The sequence below is a fragment of the Psychrobacter sp. ANT_H56B genome (assembly GCF_008369245.1).
Classification (GTDB): domain Bacteria; phylum Pseudomonadota; class Gammaproteobacteria; order Pseudomonadales; family Moraxellaceae; genus Psychrobacter; species Psychrobacter cryohalolentis.
In genome coordinates, this window is the sequence record NZ_VOBF01000001.1 from 461,800 (window position 1) to 480,116 (window position 18,317).

The following is an 18,317-nucleotide window of genomic DNA, read 5'->3' on the forward strand; positions in this document are numbered from 1 at the left end:
ATAGGGCTCGTCATTATGACGAACCCCTATAAATCCTACACTGTCCAACTTTGGGCAGTGAATCAACTAGCCACCCCTGCTCAACTTTGAGCAGGCCTTTTCACTTCCACACAGTGTGGAAGTTAAAAAAAGGGGTGTCGTAATTATGACGACACCCCCTAAATTATTCATTCACCAGTAGTGACTGGATGACCTTACTAGCAAGGGTCCCCTATTTTTTAGGAGACCCTTGTTTATTAGCCCCAATAGTGGATGTGAAAAACACATGTATAGCGTATCGTTATAATTATGACACTCCTAGATTGTCCAACCTCAAGTTGAGGATAGATATTCATGCCAGCAAGGGTATGCTATTTTTTAGCATACCCTTAACTTCCTTCATTGGCGGAAGTTGAATAACGCTACCGCCAATGACGGAAACGTCTATATAAAGATACCCTCAAGTTTGAGGACGTTTAAATAGATGCATCCAAGTTTGGATGTATCTCGTCAGCGACTTTTGTACGTCCCCCAATGAGGGTTTTTGGTGCTATAGGTTTGGGTGTACCAGATGGTACGCCCTAGGGGTGTCGTATTTCTGAGGAGAACCTATACACCAACATCCTCAGTTTGAGGATGTCGTTTATCTAACCTCAAACTGAGGATGTTGGTGTATAGGTTCTCCTCAGTTTGAGGATGTCGTTTATCTAACCTCAAACTGAGGATGGACCCATGTATTCCACACTTCAAATGCGGAGTCTTGATCATAAAGGTGTTGAAGGTCGTATCAGTGTTACCGCGTAACAAATTGCCACTCCCCAAAACTGGGGAGTGGTCTTATAACTGCTCAGCACATTCATTTTTAATAATCCAAGGGTCGGATTTGAAATCCGACCCTTGGGTGTTAAGTTTTTCACACCCTAAATATGCGCTATTAGATGTGCCCAAGTTTGGGCATATCTATCAAATTTTAGGCATAAAAAAACGCCCACCTATTATAGGTGGGCTTAAAATGAAGCATGTATTAGTAAAAACCAACACTACTATCTGGTGACGGTCTTAATCTTTTTAAAATAACTATCGATAATCTTGTCGTTATTTTAGGGCTAAATTGAACCTAACGCATCCGGCAAATCTTCGTTGACCAACTTGGCAAGTAAGTTTAATAATTTTCGCGGGTCGCCAGACTCCCACATGCCAATGATGGTTTCGTCAAAATCTGTACCAGTATGATTTGGCTTTAAGCGCAAGGTAAAGGACACGCTATAAACCTTGCCATCACGCTCACCAATCTGTAGCGAGCCAGCCACAAACTGACAGACGTAAGTAGTCATCTCCACATCATCAACCATTAAACGCCATAAAAAAGGGCGCGGGTTTTTTTGATGGCTGTTCCAAAACGCCCAAAAGTACTGCTGCTTGATTTTTTCATCAAGCATGACCGATGGCGTGACCGTATGTACGTTGTTGACAAACTGCACGCGCTGACGAGCGAAACCGCCCATCAGCCTTTGCTCTAACAGGTTGTTAGCAACTTCGGGCGTGTACCCCCTTTGCAGTGGGCATAGCGCAAAATTATTCATAAGCGATTAACGCCTCCGATGGCAGCCAAATGCACAGTTGTGGTTTTAAAGCTTTAGAAGCTCATTTCTATGTATTTCAAACACTTTTTCTATATGGCCTATATGAATCCCATTATCCGTACTTACATTATCAGACTCTATTTTCAAAGCTTCGAGTTTTAGAGCTGCCTCTGTAGCGTTGTGACTTTCCATATAGTCATCTAGATTAATAATACCTTTTTCAATTAAATGCTTAGCAAGCGCAAATACTAAGTGGCAGCCTGCCACACTATGGCTGGCTATATGAAAAGTTATTGGTTCTATTGCACTGTTTACAATTTCTTCATTAGTACTCATAACTACCTCTATTAGTGTGGTCGGTCGCTACATTCGCGATTTCAGATGCGGTTTTAGGGTCAGTCTTATAACCATGCTTTCAGTTTGGTGGTGCCATGCTTATCTTCGGCGCCCACCTCGTACGTTACGATCAACCATTTTAGAAGGATGGCTATTAGGATTGTTCAGTTCAGCGAAGCCGCGTTTAACTTCGTTACGAACGTCTGTGATTGTTATAGTTCTTCCGTTGTCACTGGATTGAACGCGAGCGCTTGAGTTGTTAATGATATTAACTTGCACCGCGCTGTTACTATTGCCGCCGCCATTACTCATAAAATTAGTTAAGTCTTTGTTCTGACGTGGTGACAATACGCGCTCGCCTTCATCCAACAAGTACGTTGATTCTTTAGGCACATAATCAAGACCACCGTGGGCAATACCTGCTACGGCTGGAGCTTGAACGTTCTTAATGGAACTAATTACCTGCGCCCCTTGCGCTACTGATTGAGCAATCAAAGGTATATTGGCTGGAAAACCTACAGCCATAGCCTTGGCAATAGACTGTTGAATTGCCATCACAGATTGTGCAATAGCAAAACCTTTTTCGATTGCAAAGCTTATACGATAAGCTGCTGATTGCTCGCCCGCGAAAGATTGAGCAAGCCCTGTAATACTACTAAACAGGCCTTGGTAAATAGCCACTCTTTGAACTGATTGCTGTTCATCAAGTTGTTGCTGTTTAAGCGCGTGATCCTGTTCCATCGCCCACATATTATCCAGATGCTCTTGCTTAGCGAGTTCTAGCAACTCGAACCGCTCAAGCTCTGGCAGCTTAAAATCACCACGTTCATCAGTATCGTTAATCTCAGATTGCCGATTAGTGTATTGATCATTGACTGATTTAGAATTTTCTCTATAATCTTGCCCAACTCGCCATGCTGCATAATCATCATCGCTCATGGTGCGCTGAGCCATACTGTCCAAGCCATTACCAAAGGCACTTGCTCCATTGGCTTTTGCACTATTAGCAATAGACTGATACATCTTGTCTTGCTCACGTTTTTTTGCACCGGCGGCGAATCTAAAGTTCTCTAAATCTTTTTCATAGGCAGCTTTTTGCAGGTCAACAAAAAGCGTTCTGTTTGGATCGCCTTCAACGAACTCCTTCTCAATAGCTGCTATTTCTTTTTTGTGGTCGTCGTGGATTTTTTGTTCTTCACTAAAATACTTCTCAGTAATGGATAGCAGTCCTGCGTTTTTGGCTTTGGTATAATCTTCTTCTACGCGAGCCATGTATTTAATATAGTCAGCGGAACCTTCAGCGTAAGCTTCTTTAACTTCAGCGACATTGTTTTGGTAATCAAGCTCAATCTTCTCTTTTTCGTGTGCCCACTTGCCAGCAACAGATGCTTGCTTGCGCAATATTTCTTCTTGCGCTCTAATTGCATCTGCCGCAGCTTTTTCTTGTGCGCGAGCTGCGTCAGAGGCAGACTTTTGCTGCATAGCGGCTGCGTTTTTAATTGCTCCATCTAACTGAGAATTACCAGTAGTCTGTCCTTTTTCAATGCCCATAACGCCAGGCATTTGATGCAATAAATCAATGACAACACCATCACCAAAAGTAACAGTAGAGACATAACCACCACCCTTCTTATCCAGCCATGTCTTAACGCCTTTTACTGGTACATTCGTTGTGATAGGAGTATTTTTAGGTACGCCAAAGTCAGTACCTTTGTGGTTGGTCGACGCGCCTTTGATACCAGTATTGCGTTTACCATAGCCTGATGTCATTTGATAGTCGGTGATAGCCTTGCCACCTGCTTGAAATCTAGCAAGGTCAGCCGCGCTAACTGGTCGGCTCTTATCACGATATTGTACATGTAGATGAGCATTACCCACACCAGTGTCGCCACTGATACCTACTAAGCGAGCTTGGGCTTCCGCTTGTTTTTTAATGGATTCTGTCTTCTTGTCATTAGCCTTAGCGGTTTTTTCTTTTGCCTTAGCTTCTTCTTCTTCAGCCGCAGCAATTGCTCGTGAAGCCACTATCTCGTCAGCTGCAGCCCCAGACCCATAAGGAATACCACCTGTTCTATAAGGAATAGCGGTATTAGAGCCGCCATTTAAAATAGAATTAAAGCTGGTACTATTATTTTTATTACCGTAGTTACCATAGGAGCTGCTATAGTTTTGCGCAGCTCTTTTATCAGCCAACTCTCTAGGAGAGCTCCAAATAGTTTGTAAAGAATTTACAGCCCTATCTCTTTCTGCGGCCATATCCTCTACCATGTACTGACCTAACTGACCTGTAGATCTTGCATATTCCTGAAGATAAGTGCCTATTTTAAAAGGGTTAGATAATACATTTGACATAAGACTAAACAGAGAGCTGATGCTGCCCATTAAGCCTGCTACCACCGTGCCTACTTGTTTGAATACTGACATCAACCCTATAAAAGGGGTGGCTATAACTGCTGCCACTACACCCATAGAAGACAAGCTATCACTAAGTCCATCTGCGTCCGTAGTGCCTGTCTTCATATATTCAATTAAGCCTACCATGGCTGGCAAAGTGGCTGTTACGATCTCGTTAGATACACCTTCAAGCTTAACTTTCAACCCTGCCAGCTCATTTGCTAAAATCTGAGATTGCTCTATAGACTCTTTGGTTCTGATCACGCCCGCTTCATTAAGGTCGCGCTCATAGTTCCTCAGCGCCTCACCGTTGTTATCCCAAAGCGGTATGATGTCACCTAGGCCACTCGCTAACGACTCAGTAACAAATCTGACTTCTTGCGTAGTTGCATCCGCTTTTTCCATCTCATTTACTACAGCTTGGATAGCATCAACACTGTCCATCGTAGATAGGCTTTTACCAAAAATTTCTAGTTCAGCATCGGTCTTTTTGGTGGCGTTTTGCATTAGCTCCAAGGTATCTACCAAACCACCGCCGCCCGTTGCGCTAAACTCTCCTAGCTTTTCCTGAGCGTCTGCTAAGATATCGCCGACGCTGTCCATCTCCAATCCATACGCGGCAGTAGCTGCTGTCAATACCTGTAGGTTCGCAGTAGAAGTATTGGCTCTTGTTGCCAGTCTTTGTAGCTGCTGGTCTGTTTCTGCGGTTTGCAACGCCAATGTCACGAGGCCCGCACCTATAGCGACGACCGATCCTATAACAGAAGCCGCACCTATTGTGGCTGCACCCGCCAAACCCCTCTCGCCAAAAGCCTCAGTGATGGAAGACAGTTTTTCGTTAAGAGAACCTACAGCGTCGCCGATAGCGGTGCCGCTTAGGTCATCTATCAACTTCTCTTTAAATTTACCAACGGAATCGCCCATCTCTTGTGTGCGATTCCTTGTCTCACGTTCTGCTTGCGACAGGCCGTCAGTAAACTCACTCAGCCTTACCGCTAAATCTAATGTTAATGTGCCAAGTGAGCTTGATGCCATGACTGCATTTTCCTTATTTTGTGTATAAAAAAAGCCCTGAAATAAATCAGGGCTTCTTAAAACTAGTTAATTATGGCGATATTTATTCTTCTAGTTTTATTCGCCATCTAAGTATAGACGTGAATAACTCAAAGGTTACAAACCTCTATGCTTCATCTCGCATAGAGTATGGTATTCGGAAGAAAACTTACTTACCGCTATGTTTTTATAAAACGAATTTTCATGCACTGGCTCTTTCATTGCAGAACTAGCCATCCTATAAGTTAAGAGCTGCGCCTCTTTTAATGGCATGCCTGTTTTATCAGACAAGTTAGCGCCGAGTTTTGTGCTATTCAAAAGCATCTCTTTAAAGGATTGACCCACCTGATGATTATTCATAGTGGTTTCAGCGGCTTGCATAACACTAACGCAAGGAGTGCTTCTATAATCACCATAACTTGTAGCGGCATTTGCACTAAAGCAGCCAAAACCAATTATACTAGCCAGTACATATAGTTTCATAACAACCTCTAAATAATTAATCATCTAGAGATAGTAGTGTATAACAAAGTAATTATCCAAACTAATCGTCAAATTGTTCCTCAAAACCAATTTCAACATCATCTTCATACGGCATTAATTCCAACGGCTCAATTTCATGCTTATGTACTGCTGCCATATAAACTGACATCATATTTGCTGCGGTTTGCTCAACCCGTCTGCCCGTGTTTAAACTGCCACGCCTTGAACGATACTCAGCCCACTGATTTATCTCAACCATGGTTAGATTGGTTTTTACCTGGTGTATTGTATTGCCGCCAATGCCAGCCAGCGCAAGCTCAAACAGCAATTCACTCTCACCAGCTATGAATCCTTTTTGACCTTGGTTTTCTCCATCGCCTTTTTTAGGCTGTCAAGCCCCCATACTTTATGAAATATGGCATTTGCTAATGGTTGAATAAAATTCTTTTCAACCTGCTGCTGTGTAAATTGCAATTTTCCTTTTTCATCAACCAAAGACTTGCTAATCCATTCGGCCGCGACACTCTCATTGTTATTCATGCGATTATGTAGTGATTCGCTTTCTATAAATGGAAGGGTCTTAAATAGAATATCAACTTCGCACAATTCGCCATTATGGTGGAACTCAACCGTTTCTTTGTGGATTTCTCCTACCAAACTACCGGCTTTAATATCTGATAAATTTAACTTTGACATCTTTTTAATCCTCTAAAAATAGTTAAGCCTCAATTAAGAGGCTGATTGTTGGCTGATTAAGGGTATTGGTACGCTTACGGCGTAGTCTTGTATGCCGTGATAGCTCGAGACTGACGCTTCATCGAAACAGTATTCTTAACCAATGAATCGGCATCGAAGGTAGGCGCGCTATTTTTCAGTAGGGCTGTGAACGAGGTCCAGGTCCGACCTTCAGGCAGTGTTACTACGCCGGTCAAAGCTTCCATCGTTGGTACTACTTTACCGTCAGACCAGCCGACAAATACTTCTACACCTTCACGATCATCAGCAAGCTGCAGTAAAGTGATATGAGTAGCGTTTTCGGGATCGGTATTAATCGTGATAGACCCTTCACCCGGTGTATTCAGTCCATAAGTCGACGTTGCTGAATCCTCTTCCTCCAAGCAAGTGTCAGGGATGTCGGTTGGACTATCATCACCCAATACAATGCCAGTAATACAAGCCATCTTAGTTAGTATCGCTGCACCAGCTTCACCGTGCTTAATCCAAACACTCGTGCCTTGAGCGAGTACACCTTTTTTAATCTTAGCCATAATTTTATTCCTGTGAGTAGTGTGTTTTCTTAACGCTCTAAGATCCAATTTGCATCGAATCCACGACCATAAAGTTTTGCCTTGCTGTCATATAGACTGATAGATGGATTTGATACCCAAGATTCTTTTTCGAGTGATGCTCGACAAGCATCGCGTAATTCATAAGCGGTCTTTGCGTCTGTTGCGTAGGCCATCAACTGATACTGCGTGTCGTCAAAATTTGCAGGCTCATCCAAATGATTGTTTGCGTGCCCTGAGATTGTTTGCCAGACAATGTATGGCGCTGTTGTGCCTGGCGGTGCAATATCTTCAAACGCTTTAATTTCAACATCAATGAGTGCCGCCAAGGAAGCATCTGCTTTAAGGGTTCGGTATATTGGTAAAAAACTCATAGCTTAGCAATCTCCTTGTCAAGCTCTTCTGAGAATGAGCGTTTGAACTCAGCTTGTACTGCATCTATATTGTTATTTAATGCTGGTCGCAAAAAAGGCTTAGCATTGTTGGTTGCGCTACCGTACTCTACCAGCCTGAAGTACCAAGTATCACCGCCGGGGTTTTTCTTATCGCCTTGGGTTTGATACCTACGACCTATTCGATTGGCGCGTCTATTGCTTGCATTGTTACCATAATTTCTAGCGCCTCCTTTGACACCAACCTTCATCATCACATTATCAACACCTTTGGTTTTGCCAGCCTTGGTAATAATGTTTTTCCAAATCCTCTCAGGGCTGTCTTTATCATCGAGTGCTTTGGCGTTGAGCACAGCCGCTTTTTTGACGATGTTCATTGCTTTACGTGAAGATCGTGTAGCAGCATTCTTAGCCTTACGTTGGTTGCCAAGCTGACGTAGCTTTGCTTGAACCTCATCGAGTCCGGTTATTTCGTTTGCCATAGCCTAGTCCTTGAATTCTTCGACCCCAGCACTTAGGTTGAAAGTAGTATGTTCCACTCCCGTGTCGTTATCATCCAAGCCTTGTGAGTCAATGGCGAAGATACGGCCCTTCCAAATAACACGCATAGTCGTATCGATGTCAGTGCGATAACGCACTTTCATACGTGCGGTTACTTCTGAATCCGCAGCTTGAGCGCTTAACAAGTCTTTGGTAGATAGCGGTGTAATCTTTGCCCAAAGCTTAATGTATTCGGTCCATTGCGATGGCAATTCATAACCATCATCATCACGACCACCTTTTAAGTACTCTTGGATAATCACTCTATGGCGTAACTCGCCAGCATTTACTGCCATATCATCCGTCCATATCTAAAAAGGTAGAGCCTGTCTGCTCATCGTCGTCTTGCTGTTCGACAAGCTCGTTTAATATCTCATCGTGTTGATCAAGCAATCGCAATATCACCCGTTCTTTTTCGGCTGACTGCTCAATCAGTACGTTATTTTGTTCGACCAGCTTCGTCACCAGCGTTATTAAGCTTGGCAATAAGTTGCTTTGCTCGTTTTCTGGCTTCTTCGGTTCTTTGTTTAATCCACTCACGGCGGGCCTCGCATCCTTTACAAGCCATTGTTGTCAATCCCCTACGTTATCTTTAGGATCGTCTTTGATTGATACGACTTTTGGTTTTGTTATTTTAGGCTTTGCGTCTGCAGGGTCTAGAGTTTTGACGGCAAGCACATCACCTTTTTTTAATAACTTATGACCTTCATTTTGGCTGACAGAAACAGTCTCGCCCTTTTGCACAATGGTTCTGCCAATCATCATGCGTTTTAAAGTAAGTACATACATAATCAGTTCCTTATAAACATCTTTTAGATAGCAGTTGGTTTGCGATACGGCCAAAGTAAAGTCCTGACTGGCGCTGGCAAATAATTACCATCGCTAGGCATATCTTTATCCATGTTGCGGTGGTAGTCGTAGTAACCAACTAGCAGTAGGGCTGCGACTTTAATATCGGGGGTGGTATCTGGCGTGACCTTATCTGTTATATATCGATTGATAGCAGCCTCAGCAGCAGCAATATAAGCCATCAGCATTGGGTCGTTACTATCATCGTCATAACGAAGGTGATGCTTTGCGTCTTCAAGCGTTACCCAAACCATCATCTTCTCCTTGTTTTGGTTCTTCATTTGTTGGAGCAGGTGTTTTGGCGAACGGATCAGCACTACTATCGCGCTTGGCGATAGCAGCAAGGCTAAAGTTCTGCTGCTGAATCATTGGACTTTCACCGCCTGATACCGCTGCATAGCCAAGCTCAGCGCGCGCTTCATTGGGCGATAGTATGGCGGCACCAATACCTTCTTTAAGGAATGACATCTGACTGTTTGAATCCATACGCAGTAGGGCTTTTAAATCAAACTCAACTTCAACACCGCCTTCTAAGTCCAAGTGCTGATTGAGTAATGTCTCAATGGATTCTATGTAGTGCTGTAGGCAGTCGCTATAGTAGATGTCGTTATGGTCGCTGACCTTGCCGCTGGGCAATGGTGCAAGCCCAATCTTGAATGCGGGAACGCTAAACGCTGTACAGATGATTTCACCCGACATCTTCAACTGCTCTACAAGTTGTGCGTCATTGGCGGCCACGGAGATTGGTACGTAATTCATGCCATCACCCATTACCGCTGTGCCACCGTTACCTTTTCCTGAATAGTTTTTTTGCCAGTTTTCTTTTAACTCGTTACTGGTCTGTTCAGTAATTGCCCCCGGCGCAACCAATATTCCGGATGGTCGTGAGGCGTTCGCAAAAAATGCTTGAGCATTGCGCTGGATGCTGATGCCTTGGCTGGCTGATAGTGCGCAAGCTGTGATCGGTGACAGGCCAACCAATGGATGATAGAAGCAGTTAAAGCGGTCATGAATAATCTCAGACGCAGGAAGCACAACATCCTCATCTAAATCAAACAAACGATCCTTACGGACTTGATAAAACACATTGCCGTTTGGGTCGACCAATGGCTTGGTGCGTTCAGGATTCAGAATCTGTAACTTCCATACTTCGCCATAGATATTGCGGACTTTCCATACATACGTGTTGCCTGATGTGGCTTTACTGGTTGCCCACGCTTCGGCAAATTGCTGCCAGTTTTGAAAGTCGTTAGGCTTGGCTAGTAAAGGGTTGATACAGCTGGTACAGACCTGACTGACGCCCTCAACCTTTCTTTTAGTCTTGATTTTGAGCTTACCAATGTCGCGGGTAATCAATGACACACAAGCAAACACGGCATGATGGCGCATCTGGTCGTTCTTGCTGACTTCAATCTCTTCGTTGCGTTGCCATGCGCCGGTAAAGGGATCGTGTATGGTATGCCAAACATCACCGCCATTAACTGGTTGGGCGGTGCTTGCAGATTTTTTGCCGGTCATCCAGTCAAACATGCCCATAATGATTACTCGTCTTTGGTGTTGGTTTTATTTTTTGGCTTAGAACTAACTTTCTTTTTATCTGGTACCGGTTCAGCCAGTCCTGTTAAGACTAAGATATTGCCGTGGAAGTCGCTGACATCATCAGTCATGCCAGCAGGACCATTGGGCGCGTCTTTAATGTATTTTATTTTCATAGTTGTCTCATTGATCACGTTGTTTTTATGGGTAGATACTGATACAACGGGATTGCCAATACCCACTCATAAAAAACCCCAACACATGGTCAGGGTTTAATCAATATAGGATTAAATGGCGCTATCCGTACTTACGGAAGTAGCGAGTAATCAATATAAGCAGCCGCTGTTGTACGGCGTTTCGCCCAAGTAATATGGCGTTCGGCTCGAATAGCAGTCATGTTCTGCTGCCATAAGTTAACCAAGGTGGTTGCACCCATATCGATAGTAGCTTGGTCACTGAATGCCACCTCGACTTCACCCTCGTCAGCCAAGAAAATCTCTGACGGTTTAACCAAGGCAATAACTGCGCCTGCATTTTCAGACTCAATGACCGGAATGCCATCTAAGCTCTTTTCACCAGGACCATTAGCCATATCAGGATAAAAGCGATTACCCAAAGCATCACGTAAGCGACCTATTGCGCTAGCACGGGTTGCACTCATTACGTAATGAGCACCGGTTAAAGATAGATTTTTGGCAATAAAACTATCGGTTAATGCTGCAAGGTCGGCATCGTATGTCGCGGCGGTGACACCAGTAGCAACAACCTTGGTAGCACCATTCAACACGCCAGCAGGACGCACGGCTGTTTGAGCAGCATCATCCATAAACGTTGTATCAATAAGAGTTGCAGAGGCTTCAACCAGGTCATCAAGTAGCATCTGATCAGTACTAGGTGAGGACAGTTTAAGCAAGTCATCAGTACGTACCACAATACCGGCTAGTTTATGATGCTTAATCTCAACGGTGTTAAACGTTGGATTGGTAGCAGGCTTGGCGGCGCCTTCGCCAACCCAAGCTGCGATAGCCCCAGTCGCCATCCCAGGGATAGTCGCGTTAAATGGCGCAGCACGCATAAATGAAGCAAGCTTGTCGACGATAGTTTCGGCACGTAACAACTCAACAAATTCATTGGCTAGTTGGTTTTCAACAATCAATGGATTTGAGTTACTGGTATCGAGCACTACCGCTTTTTCAAGCGCTTGAATGACACGGCGGTCCATACCTTGCGACTTAGCAATATCAAGAGGAGTGATATAGTTGCCTTTCTTTTGTTGCAGCACAGCAAGAGCTTTAGCTTTTGCAAGCTGAGCAAAGCCAATACCCTTTTTGGCATTGTTAGGCTTGACGCTTGTGCGGTTGGCAGATTTCGCTGCTGGGTCCGCTTCGCCTTCTGCACTTGCGGCAGCTTCTTCTTCGTTTTCACCAGCAGCTGGCGTTGCGTCATTGAGTGCGTTTTTCGCATCATCAATAAAACCTTCAACTCGTACTAAGTTGGTTTCAAGACGTGCAATTTCTGCTTCTAATACAGCGATTTCATCTTCTTCATCGTCGTCAGCGGTACGGTCGTCGTCAGCCGCTTTTTTCATGATGCCTTGCATTTTGCCTTTTTTAGACTTAATGGTCGCAAGAAGTTGTGCGCGTTGTTTTTCCCACATAGGTCATTCTCCAGATAGTAAACGTATGCTGCCCTGATTAGGGTCAACTAAGGTGATGATTCGAGATTGTTTTAAATTTGGAACGCTGGTGCTGCTTGAGGCTTTTGTTTTCGGCTTAGATGCCGATGGCTCGGTCTTCACTTTTGAAGATGGGGTTGTATGATTTTGAGCATCCGAAAATGCCTGCTTGATTTTTTTAACGCTAGTGATTACCGCTTCAGGATTGGCAGGCACCGTGACAGCAGATAACTCATACCATTCCCAAACTTTGATATGCATACCCCAACTGTCTTCTAGGTAGTTGTACTCAAGCGGTCTAAAACCAATGGATAGACACTTGACTAATCCGGACTTAATGGACTGCCACGCCTCGTCAGTGCGATTCTTGAGAGTGCCCTCCTCTAAGATTTTGACAATGGTAGCGGTGATCTCAATGCCTTCTTCTGTGACGGTTGCATCAGTAACTTCGCCAATCGGTTGATTGCAGTTGTGCTGCCAAAGTAAAGGAATAGGCAAAGCGAATTTAGCGCCGACCATATCTAAAATGTCATTATCACGATCCTGCTTCGGCGTCGATGCGATGCCAGTGATGGTGCGCGTCTCTTCGTCTTCGGTTATCGCCTTAACCTTTAGTACGCTATAAGCTTTAGTCATAAGGTTTCTCGTTATAAAATTTGGGCAAAATAAAACCGCCCTTATTGGCGGTGTTGGTTATTTATGAGGATGTTGCGGCTTTGGCGGAGTAGGTTGTGAGTAGCCAGAACACTCACAGCAGCCTCGGCGTGCACATTCTGAAAGACTGTAATTATCTGACCCATAAACCGAACGAAAGCAAGGTGCGTACTTATTACACCCCTTCTTGGTATCTGTCGGGCTATGGCACTCACAAGAACCACAAAATATAGCCCTTAGAATTCTAATTAACATAGTTGGTCCTTAAACAAAAAACATTGTGGGAACGTCTGACTTAGGAACATCAGGGTTTTCGCTCATCAGTGCGACTGCGTTTAGCATGCCAATAACTGGGTCAATCTTGGCGGTACCACTCTCAGCTTTTGATAGCATCGTCCCGCTGCCTCTGACGACTGTGCGGCAATTACCAACCGCCCACGCCATAATGTTTTGACTAGCGTGCAGCATATCTTTACGCGCAATCTTATTCTCAGCGGTCTTAATATAGCCTGACATCTTAAAGCCCTGCGTCACACCTATCAGCATCTCACTTGGTATGCCAATCATAACGAGCTCATCAATCAGCGCACCAATACCTAGTGGATCAAGTCCAATCTTATTAAGTTTGCCACTGTCAAAGACTTGCTTGGCAATGTTGGCGAGCTCATCTGTTTCATCGCCAATGTTTTTGACAATAGATAAGTCGCCTTGCTTCTCAAAATCACGCAGCGTATCAGAGATAGATTTACGCCGCTCCAATGCTATCTCATGGCACCATGCACGGGTCCATACCCACCACGGCTTAACCTGTATCTTTTGCTTGCTGACTTTATCTTCATACTCACGGATAACCGTTGGCAGACGGCCAATAACTGCCATTCCCAACAAATTGTCAAGACCGCCGCCATCGATGCCCATGGTGATGATTTCTGACGCCTCTATAAGCTGTTCTAAAGTAAATGGGGTTGGTGCTGCTGCTTTTTCCCAAAACTCACTGGCAGCCCATCTATTAGCCCTCATCGATACACCGATTTGAACGTTCAAATGTTTTGCAGTGAAATCCTGCAATTCTTCTTTGCCTTCGTCAGCCGCTTTCTTAAACTCACGCTCAATATACTTCTCATTAACTGAAGCATTCATATTGGGGTTGGTGATATACCAATTCTCTTGCTTGAGATAAAGCTCGTCATCTAAATACTTTTGTGGAAACTCGTAAAGCAAGCCTAGAAACTGAGGATCGTCAATCTTTCCGTCTCGAACGCCCCTGGCATAATCTAACTTCTGCTTCATTGCGCCTGTTGGTGGTTCATCAGGCATGGTTGTTAGGTAGATAACAAAGCCTTCCGGTCTCGATGCAAGACCACCGGTTGCCTCACGTAGCATTGAGCCAGCATTAGCACGTTTGCCAAACAGCCATAACTCATCGACCAATATATAAGACGCCTTGATACCTGCCAGCGCCTCTGATTCAGCAGCAATAACCTTTAGTCTTGCATTCGTACCTAAGTGAGTAATGGTCCGAGTGTGCTCTGACACGTTAAACATAGCTGATAATTCAGGATCGGCGGCTATCATGTCTCGAGCTGGATTGAATGAGTTGCTAGCAACCTCTTTGGTTGGCGCAATAATTACCAAATCAGCACTGTGTCTTTCGTTCAAGATAAGCGCGGTCATCATAATGCCGGCGGCCAATGTAGACTTAGCGTTCTTCTTCGCAATAAGTAGCATGAACTCGGTAATCATGCGAATGCCGGTTTCAGGATCATACGCACCAAAGATAGATGCCACAAAATCCGATGACCACTTGAGCGACGCTTCACCCAATGTAGGCTTACCAATCACATCAACCAAAATAAGGCTGTTAAAAACCCTCAATGCAATATCAGCAACTTCTTGATTGAGCGGAGCACAAGGCAGTAATGATTTTTTTTGGACTATGCGCTTTTCCCAATCAGGTAGCGCTGTGGTCCATTTAGTAATCATTTATCGTCGCCCATAAAAAACCGCCCATCATTAAGGCGGCTTGTTATCTATTATCATTTTAATGGAGTACATTCTTTGATTTATTCGCCCATCGCTTTTATCATTTCTATATTTATGAGCGCCTGATACTCTCTATTGGTCGCGTTATAATCCAAGCACCACTCTACGCTATGTATGCGATACCGCTGCTTATTGAACACCAAGGTGTCGCCAAAGCTTGGAACTTGTGAAAGTATGCGGCGACTAAACCGCTTTACATCGTTTCTGATATAAAAATTAATAGCGTAATGATCTGGGAATATAGGCATCACTCAGCTCCTTCTATAAATTCATGACTATTATAAAAATCGCCTGCCGATATCTCATAAGGGCCTGACGCATTACCGCTTAGCATTTCAACCTTTACAGTTAAATCACTGCTAGCAACAACCTTGACCAGCTCATCAAGAGCTCTGTCCAACCAAATGCTATTTATATCTGCCATGATTAGCTCTTTATCTTTTTAAACTATTGCTCGCCAAATCTCTAGTGAGATATAAATAAGCAACCATGATTAAGGTCGCCAAGCATATAGCTGAGGCTAAAAACGCAATCACTGTTATGTAAAACATAAAAAATCCTTATTGCATTTTGTCCGACTGCTGACCAAGTGTTGCAAACCTACCGCTCTTAGTTGCTTCGATGGCCTGCTCTTTCTCGCCTACTTTTTTACCGGCCGGCGCAATTCTTGCGTACATATATGGCATCAATGTACTGGCTGCACTTAGTACAATTTTTGGGTCTGGGTCGTTTAGCAATTGCAGCAGCGCTTCTCTAGGATCAACCACATTGGCTTTAACATGTACCGCGCCAACTTCGACCTGTTTTTTTTCCGAAGTCTTGGTTTCGATATACTGAATAATATCTTCATCTTTGAATAATCTTGAACCCGCTTGCGAGGCTGTAGCCTTTGAGTACCCTGCTATTAAGGCAGCACCAGCTTTAGTTTCGCCGTCCATGATAGCGTCAGCATATAATCTTTTTTTTAGCGTGAGCGCCATCAGGACCTCCTTTAACTTTTTCGGAGTGCTTTAACATATTTTGCAAACACAGGTTTTTTTTATAAGTGAGATGGAGGGAGGTGTCCTGTGGCTTTCAGAGGAAAATAAAATCACCTCCCCCCGGGTTATTTAACACTGATTAACTAGAAATCATCTCTACTTGTTAAACCGTATTGACCATTACTGCTTTCTACTTGGCTTTTTGTCTTGTGGCAGTCAACACAAAGTATTTGCAGATTGGACTCATCGTCCGTGCCACCTGCTGCAACATTAATAATGTGATCTAACTCCAACTCACCACCTACTCGCTTGCAGTGCTGGCACGTATGCCTATCTCGTAGAAGCATCCTGTCCTTCAAGCGACGCCAAGGTCGACCACCACGGCCATGTCCCCATCGTGACTTTGGCTGATGATTATCGATACCAGTACTGCTTATCTCGTGCAGTCTTGGTTTTAGCGCTTTAAGCCCCATCGCTTTTCACCTCATGTAAAAAATGCCCTGACCAATCAAGGAGGGCAAACTGATTATTCAATATGGTGGGCCCAGACGGTTTCGAACCTTCAATCTGCCGATTATGAGTCGGTTGCTTTACCCTTAAGCTATGGGCCCGTAATTACTTATAAGACTTAATCTTATCGAGCTGCTCTTGCGCGCCCTTAGCATCCTTACCGCCTCTATTAGATCTACTCTTCAAAAAGTTGAGCCAATAATCTTTAGCACTTGGCGATTTCAAGCTTTTGTAGTAATCATAAGCTTGTTGGTTAGTTAGCTCGCACATAGCACTCTCTGCTAAATCGTGGATATAAAAAAGCCCACGCTATTTCTAACGTGGGTAAAGATTGCCATCACATCATGATGACTACACGCAACATGCAACGTGCATCAATCAGTGAAGGCTTCGGTGTGGTTGCAGTGCCAACTGCTATTGGGTATCTCTATGGCATGTGCTGGCTGTGGCTAAATCAGACAGGCATAAAAAAACCCATCAAATTAATGACGGGTTTTTCTGAATTGGGGTAGACGCACGGAATTTAACCGTATTCCAAATAACAACAAGCGCTTGTTGTTATCCATGCTTCAACATAAAGCTTCATCTACTATACGCTTGGGCTAGACGATTTCTACGTCTACTTCGCTGTACTATCCGCTTAATCATCCCTTGCTATGGTTTACGACCTTAACCGGACGCTTTGTCAGTCAATTAGGCATTTTCTGTTTACGTTAGAATTTGCACTGAATAAAAAAGCGAAAGGACCGGAGAGGTATCTTTCGCTTATAACTTGATTGGCTGTACTTACGACTGAAGCCAGTATGACAAATACTACCCCATTCGGGGGTCATGGGTCAAGCGGTATCAATTAGCTAGGATTATTTAGCTGTCTGCGATACTCGCTAACACAGTAATCAGCCCTGCCAACCATATCAAACAAATCATGGGTCATCTGCTTTTGGTAGGTCAGCCATACATTGGTGTACGTACTTGCCTTTACTGCAATGCCTGAGAACCCCAATCGCCCTTTAACTGTATAAATATCCCACAACTCATATAGTTCAAAGTGTAACACCATACGCGCCATCAGCCATGCTAGCTCCGTCAGGCTATGAGTGCATGCCTGCGGTGCGCCGCGTCCGTCTTCTTGGCAACGCCTAATCATGTTAGCTGCTAAATAATCAACCACCTCCTGAAAATGGCGTGACCAGTCCCAACTAGGGTCTTCACCCCATACCAATATACTTGCCAGCGATTTGGCTGGCGTGTCATCAATCATAGCAACAGATGCCGCTTTATCTTCCCAATTTACTTCAGGAGACAATCCACCATGACCGCCGTTAAGGTTGGAAGTTTTAGCACCCATACCATTTTTTAGCCACTCCCCATTGGTTAGTTCTAAGGACGGACTTTCGCCAAACCTTGTCTTTATTACACTAATCATTAACCACCCCTTTCTCATAATTATTTAAAGCATCGATAAGTAAATCTACTGATTCATGAACAGCATCGGCATAATGGATTTCACCCATATCGCCACTAGCAGTAAAATCATCATTGGATTTTCGTAAATCTCTAGCCGCTTTAACTAACTTAGCCAAAGTCACGTCTGATTGACCATTTGCATCTCTACTGCTTAACTTCGGTAGCTCTCTGTCTATCGCGCTGCTCTGCCAGTTGGTAGAATCATTAAAAAGGCTATGGAAGTAAAAAGCTGTTTCGATACCACATACCCATGACCGATGGTTAGGTGTTAAGTTATTTTTAGCGCACTCGAACAACCAGACCACACCGCGCCAATCCATAGCTGCGCTTTTTACTTCTGGTAGTGCATCTTTAAAAACCTCTTGTGTTATTGGCTTCATACCATATCCCCTCCGTCTCGACATCCACCCCCTTCTACTTCTGCGCGGACTTCCAAAATGGTTGGCTCTTTGATTTTGATGTTCGTCATCTTAGTGCAATGACTGCACTTGGTTCTTTTGCGATTCTCAAGCTTGCGAGCAAGCAACTTATTGCGGGCCTTCTCTCGAATCAAATCT

General features: G+C 44.1%; 26 protein-coding genes and 1 tRNA gene. 1 reads left to right on the top strand and 26 read right to left on the bottom strand.

Going from position 1 to position 18,317, the window contains the following annotated elements; genetic code table 11:
* Nucleotides 1–1,085 precede the first annotated feature (1,085 nt).
* The 24 genes from FQ082_RS01835 to FQ082_RS12955 form a co-directional block, all read right to left on the bottom strand.
* On the bottom strand, nt 1,086–1,562 hold the full coding sequence (locus tag FQ082_RS01835; protein WP_149491815.1) for a hypothetical protein: 477 nt from the start codon (nt 1,560–1,562) through the stop codon (nt 1,086–1,088).
* Between the two features lie 45 nt (nt 1,563–1,607).
* Nucleotides 1,608–1,898 (bottom strand): hypothetical protein, encoded by a 291-nt coding sequence (locus tag FQ082_RS01840; RefSeq protein ID WP_149491816.1) that lies wholly within the window; start codon nt 1,896–1,898, stop codon nt 1,608–1,610.
* Between the two features lie 99 nt (nt 1,899–1,997).
* Nucleotides 1,998–5,327 (bottom strand): hypothetical protein, encoded by a 3,330-nt coding sequence (locus FQ082_RS01845; RefSeq protein ID WP_149491817.1) that lies wholly within the window; start codon nt 5,325–5,327, stop codon nt 1,998–2,000.
* A 135-nt stretch (nt 5,328–5,462) separates the two neighbouring features.
* On the bottom strand, nt 5,463–5,828 hold the full coding sequence (locus FQ082_RS01850; protein ID WP_149491818.1) for a hypothetical protein: 366 nt from the start codon (nt 5,826–5,828) through the stop codon (nt 5,463–5,465).
* A gap of 61 nt (nt 5,829–5,889) precedes the next feature.
* A complete protein-coding gene (locus FQ082_RS01855) occupies nt 5,890–6,087 on the bottom strand; it encodes a hypothetical protein (RefSeq protein WP_149491819.1) in 198 nt (65 codons plus the stop codon).
* Nucleotides 6,088–6,170: 83 nt separating this feature from the next.
* Nucleotides 6,171–6,524: a phage tail assembly chaperone family protein, TAC gene (locus FQ082_RS01860; RefSeq protein ID WP_149491820.1), complete on the bottom strand. Its 354-nt coding sequence runs from the start codon at nt 6,522–6,524 to the stop codon at nt 6,171–6,173.
* 74 nt (nt 6,525–6,598) lie between these two features.
* On the bottom strand, nt 6,599–7,096 hold the full coding sequence (locus tag FQ082_RS01865; protein ID WP_149491821.1) for a phage tail tube protein: 498 nt from the start codon (nt 7,094–7,096) through the stop codon (nt 6,599–6,601).
* Nucleotides 7,097–7,125: 29 nt separating this feature from the next.
* Nucleotides 7,126–7,488, bottom strand: coding sequence for a DUF3168 domain-containing protein (locus FQ082_RS01870; protein WP_149491822.1), 363 nt, complete (start codon nt 7,486–7,488; stop codon nt 7,126–7,128).
* Nucleotides 7,485–7,988, bottom strand: coding sequence for an HK97-gp10 family putative phage morphogenesis protein (locus FQ082_RS01875; protein WP_149491823.1), 504 nt, complete (start codon nt 7,986–7,988; stop codon nt 7,485–7,487). Before FQ082_RS01875 ends, FQ082_RS01870 begins: the two co-directional genes overlap by 4 nt.
* Before the next feature lie 3 nt (nt 7,989–7,991).
* Nucleotides 7,992–8,342, bottom strand: coding sequence for a phage head closure protein (locus tag FQ082_RS01880; RefSeq protein ID WP_149491824.1), 351 nt, complete (start codon nt 8,340–8,342; stop codon nt 7,992–7,994).
* A 1-nt stretch (nt 8,343) separates the two neighbouring features.
* Nucleotides 8,344–8,586 carry a hypothetical protein gene (locus FQ082_RS01885; RefSeq protein WP_149491825.1) on the bottom strand — a complete coding sequence of 81 codons (243 nt, stop codon included), beginning with the start codon at nt 8,584–8,586 and terminating at the stop codon, nt 8,344–8,346.
* 33 nt (nt 8,587–8,619) lie between these two features.
* The gene (locus tag FQ082_RS01890; RefSeq protein WP_149491826.1) at nt 8,620–8,835 is read right to left on the bottom strand and encodes a hypothetical protein; all 216 of its coding nucleotides are present in this window, start codon (nt 8,833–8,835) and stop codon (nt 8,620–8,622) included.
* A gap of 23 nt (nt 8,836–8,858) precedes the next feature.
* On the bottom strand, nt 8,859–9,152 hold the full coding sequence (locus tag FQ082_RS01895) for a head-tail connector protein (RefSeq protein WP_410477371.1): 294 nt from the start codon (nt 9,150–9,152) through the stop codon (nt 8,859–8,861).
* The gene (locus FQ082_RS01900; RefSeq protein WP_149491827.1) at nt 9,130–10,431 is read right to left on the bottom strand and encodes a phage portal protein; all 1,302 of its coding nucleotides are present in this window, start codon (nt 10,429–10,431) and stop codon (nt 9,130–9,132) included. Before FQ082_RS01900 ends, FQ082_RS01895 begins: the two co-directional genes overlap by 23 nt.
* Before the next feature lie 5 nt (nt 10,432–10,436).
* A complete protein-coding gene (locus tag FQ082_RS12945; protein WP_188018883.1) occupies nt 10,437–10,607 on the bottom strand; it encodes a hypothetical protein in 171 nt (56 codons plus the stop codon).
* Nucleotides 10,608–10,738: 131 nt separating this feature from the next.
* Nucleotides 10,739–12,088 carry a phage major capsid protein gene (locus FQ082_RS01905; protein ID WP_149491828.1) on the bottom strand — a complete coding sequence of 450 codons (1,350 nt, stop codon included), beginning with the start codon at nt 12,086–12,088 and terminating at the stop codon, nt 10,739–10,741.
* A gap of 3 nt (nt 12,089–12,091) precedes the next feature.
* Nucleotides 12,092–12,742: an HK97 family phage prohead protease gene (locus FQ082_RS01910; RefSeq protein ID WP_149491829.1), complete on the bottom strand. Its 651-nt coding sequence runs from the start codon at nt 12,740–12,742 to the stop codon at nt 12,092–12,094.
* A 282-nt stretch (nt 12,743–13,024) separates the two neighbouring features.
* Nucleotides 13,025–14,743 carry a terminase large subunit gene (locus tag FQ082_RS01915; RefSeq protein ID WP_149491830.1) on the bottom strand — a complete coding sequence of 573 codons (1,719 nt, stop codon included), beginning with the start codon at nt 14,741–14,743 and terminating at the stop codon, nt 13,025–13,027.
* An 80-nt stretch (nt 14,744–14,823) separates the two neighbouring features.
* On the bottom strand, nt 14,824–15,051 hold the full coding sequence (locus FQ082_RS01920; RefSeq protein WP_149491831.1) for a hypothetical protein: 228 nt from the start codon (nt 15,049–15,051) through the stop codon (nt 14,824–14,826).
* On the bottom strand, nt 15,051–15,227 hold the full coding sequence (locus FQ082_RS12950) for a hypothetical protein (RefSeq protein WP_188018884.1): 177 nt from the start codon (nt 15,225–15,227) through the stop codon (nt 15,051–15,053). Before FQ082_RS12950 ends, FQ082_RS01920 begins: the two co-directional genes overlap by 1 nt.
* Nucleotides 15,228–15,363: 136 nt before the next feature.
* Complete coding sequence (locus FQ082_RS01925) at nt 15,364–15,783, bottom strand: terminase small subunit (protein WP_149491832.1); 420 nt, start codon at nt 15,781–15,783, stop codon at nt 15,364–15,366.
* 143 nt (nt 15,784–15,926) lie between these two features.
* Complete coding sequence (locus FQ082_RS01930; protein ID WP_149491833.1) at nt 15,927–16,256, bottom strand: HNH endonuclease; 330 nt, start codon at nt 16,254–16,256, stop codon at nt 15,927–15,929.
* A 63-nt stretch (nt 16,257–16,319) separates the two neighbouring features.
* A tRNA-Ile gene (locus FQ082_RS01935) sits at nt 16,320–16,394 on the bottom strand.
* A gap of 4 nt (nt 16,395–16,398) precedes the next feature.
* Nucleotides 16,399–16,563, bottom strand: a complete 165-nt coding sequence (locus FQ082_RS12955) for a hypothetical protein (RefSeq protein WP_188018885.1) — start codon at nt 16,561–16,563, stop codon at nt 16,399–16,401.
* A 74-nt stretch (nt 16,564–16,637) separates the two neighbouring features.
* Here FQ082_RS12955 and FQ082_RS12960 point away from each other — a divergent pair, with 74 nt between their 5' ends.
* Nucleotides 16,638–16,805 carry a hypothetical protein gene (locus tag FQ082_RS12960; protein WP_188018886.1) on the top strand — a complete coding sequence of 56 codons (168 nt, stop codon included), beginning with the start codon at nt 16,638–16,640 and terminating at the stop codon, nt 16,803–16,805.
* A gap of 338 nt (nt 16,806–17,143) precedes the next feature.
* Here FQ082_RS12960 and FQ082_RS01940 read toward each other — a convergent pair whose 3' ends face one another.
* Together FQ082_RS01940 and FQ082_RS01945 are read right to left on the bottom strand one after the other, a co-directional pair.
* Complete coding sequence (locus FQ082_RS01940) at nt 17,144–17,719, bottom strand: hypothetical protein (protein WP_149491834.1); 576 nt, start codon at nt 17,717–17,719, stop codon at nt 17,144–17,146.
* Nucleotides 17,712–18,140 carry a hypothetical protein gene (locus FQ082_RS01945; protein ID WP_149491835.1) on the bottom strand — a complete coding sequence of 143 codons (429 nt, stop codon included), beginning with the start codon at nt 18,138–18,140 and terminating at the stop codon, nt 17,712–17,714. Before FQ082_RS01945 ends, FQ082_RS01940 begins: the two co-directional genes overlap by 8 nt.
* Between the last annotated feature and the right edge of the window lie 177 nt (nt 18,141–18,317).

Bases quoted from the DNA above. Each gene is read 5' to 3' on its own strand.
- FQ082_RS12950 (WP_188018884.1), bottom strand. From the start codon at position 15,227: ATGGCAGATATAAATAGCATTTGGTTGGACAGAGCTCTTGATGAGCTG.
- FQ082_RS01920 (WP_149491831.1), bottom strand. From the start codon at position 15,051: ATGCCTATATTCCCAGATCATTACGCTATTAATTTTTATATCAGAAAC.
- FQ082_RS01860 (WP_149491820.1), bottom strand. From the start codon at position 6,524: ATGTCAAAGTTAAATTTATCAGATATTAAAGCCGGTAGTTTGGTAGGA.
- FQ082_RS01915 (WP_149491830.1), bottom strand. From the start codon at position 14,743: ATGATTACTAAATGGACCACAGCGCTACCTGATTGGGAAAAGCGCATA.
- FQ082_RS01895 (WP_410477371.1), bottom strand. From the start codon at position 9,152: ATGATGGTTTGGGTAACGCTTGAAGACGCAAAGCATCACCTTCGTTAT.
- FQ082_RS01930 (WP_149491833.1), bottom strand. From the start codon at position 16,256: ATGGGGCTTAAAGCGCTAAAACCAAGACTGCACGAGATAAGCAGTACT.
- FQ082_RS12960 (WP_188018886.1), top strand. From the start codon at position 16,638: ATGATGACTACACGCAACATGCAACGTGCATCAATCAGTGAAGGCTTC.
- FQ082_RS01865 (WP_149491821.1), bottom strand. From the start codon at position 7,096: ATGGCTAAGATTAAAAAAGGTGTACTCGCTCAAGGCACGAGTGTTTGG.
- FQ082_RS01940 (WP_149491834.1), bottom strand. From the start codon at position 17,719: ATGATTAGTGTAATAAAGACAAGGTTTGGCGAAAGTCCGTCCTTAGAA.
- FQ082_RS01925 (WP_149491832.1), bottom strand. From the start codon at position 15,783: ATGGCGCTCACGCTAAAAAAAAGATTATATGCTGACGCTATCATGGAC.
- FQ082_RS01845 (WP_149491817.1), bottom strand. From the start codon at position 5,327: ATGGCATCAAGCTCACTTGGCACATTAACATTAGATTTAGCGGTAAGG.
- FQ082_RS01890 (WP_149491826.1), bottom strand. From the start codon at position 8,835: ATGTATGTACTTACTTTAAAACGCATGATGATTGGCAGAACCATTGTG.
- FQ082_RS01910 (WP_149491829.1), bottom strand. From the start codon at position 12,742: ATGACTAAAGCTTATAGCGTACTAAAGGTTAAGGCGATAACCGAAGAC.
- FQ082_RS01875 (WP_149491823.1), bottom strand. From the start codon at position 7,988: ATGGCAAACGAAATAACCGGACTCGATGAGGTTCAAGCAAAGCTACGT.
- FQ082_RS01870 (WP_149491822.1), bottom strand. From the start codon at position 7,488: ATGAGTTTTTTACCAATATACCGAACCCTTAAAGCAGATGCTTCCTTG.
- FQ082_RS01835 (WP_149491815.1), bottom strand. From the start codon at position 1,562: ATGAATAATTTTGCGCTATGCCCACTGCAAAGGGGGTACACGCCCGAA.
- FQ082_RS01880 (WP_149491824.1), bottom strand. From the start codon at position 8,342: ATGGCAGTAAATGCTGGCGAGTTACGCCATAGAGTGATTATCCAAGAG.
- FQ082_RS12955 (WP_188018885.1), bottom strand. From the start codon at position 16,563: ATGTGCGAGCTAACTAACCAACAAGCTTATGATTACTACAAAAGCTTG.
- FQ082_RS01905 (WP_149491828.1), bottom strand. From the start codon at position 12,088: ATGTGGGAAAAACAACGCGCACAACTTCTTGCGACCATTAAGTCTAAA.
- FQ082_RS01900 (WP_149491827.1), bottom strand. From the start codon at position 10,431: ATGGGCATGTTTGACTGGATGACCGGCAAAAAATCTGCAAGCACCGCC.
- FQ082_RS01855 (WP_149491819.1), bottom strand. From the start codon at position 6,087: ATGGTTGAGATAAATCAGTGGGCTGAGTATCGTTCAAGGCGTGGCAGT.
- FQ082_RS01840 (WP_149491816.1), bottom strand. From the start codon at position 1,898: ATGAGTACTAATGAAGAAATTGTAAACAGTGCAATAGAACCAATAACT.
- FQ082_RS01850 (WP_149491818.1), bottom strand. From the start codon at position 5,828: ATGAAACTATATGTACTGGCTAGTATAATTGGTTTTGGCTGCTTTAGT.
- FQ082_RS01945 (WP_149491835.1), bottom strand. From the start codon at position 18,140: ATGAAGCCAATAACACAAGAGGTTTTTAAAGATGCACTACCAGAAGTA.
- FQ082_RS12945 (WP_188018883.1), bottom strand. From the start codon at position 10,607: ATGAAAATAAAATACATTAAAGACGCGCCCAATGGTCCTGCTGGCATG.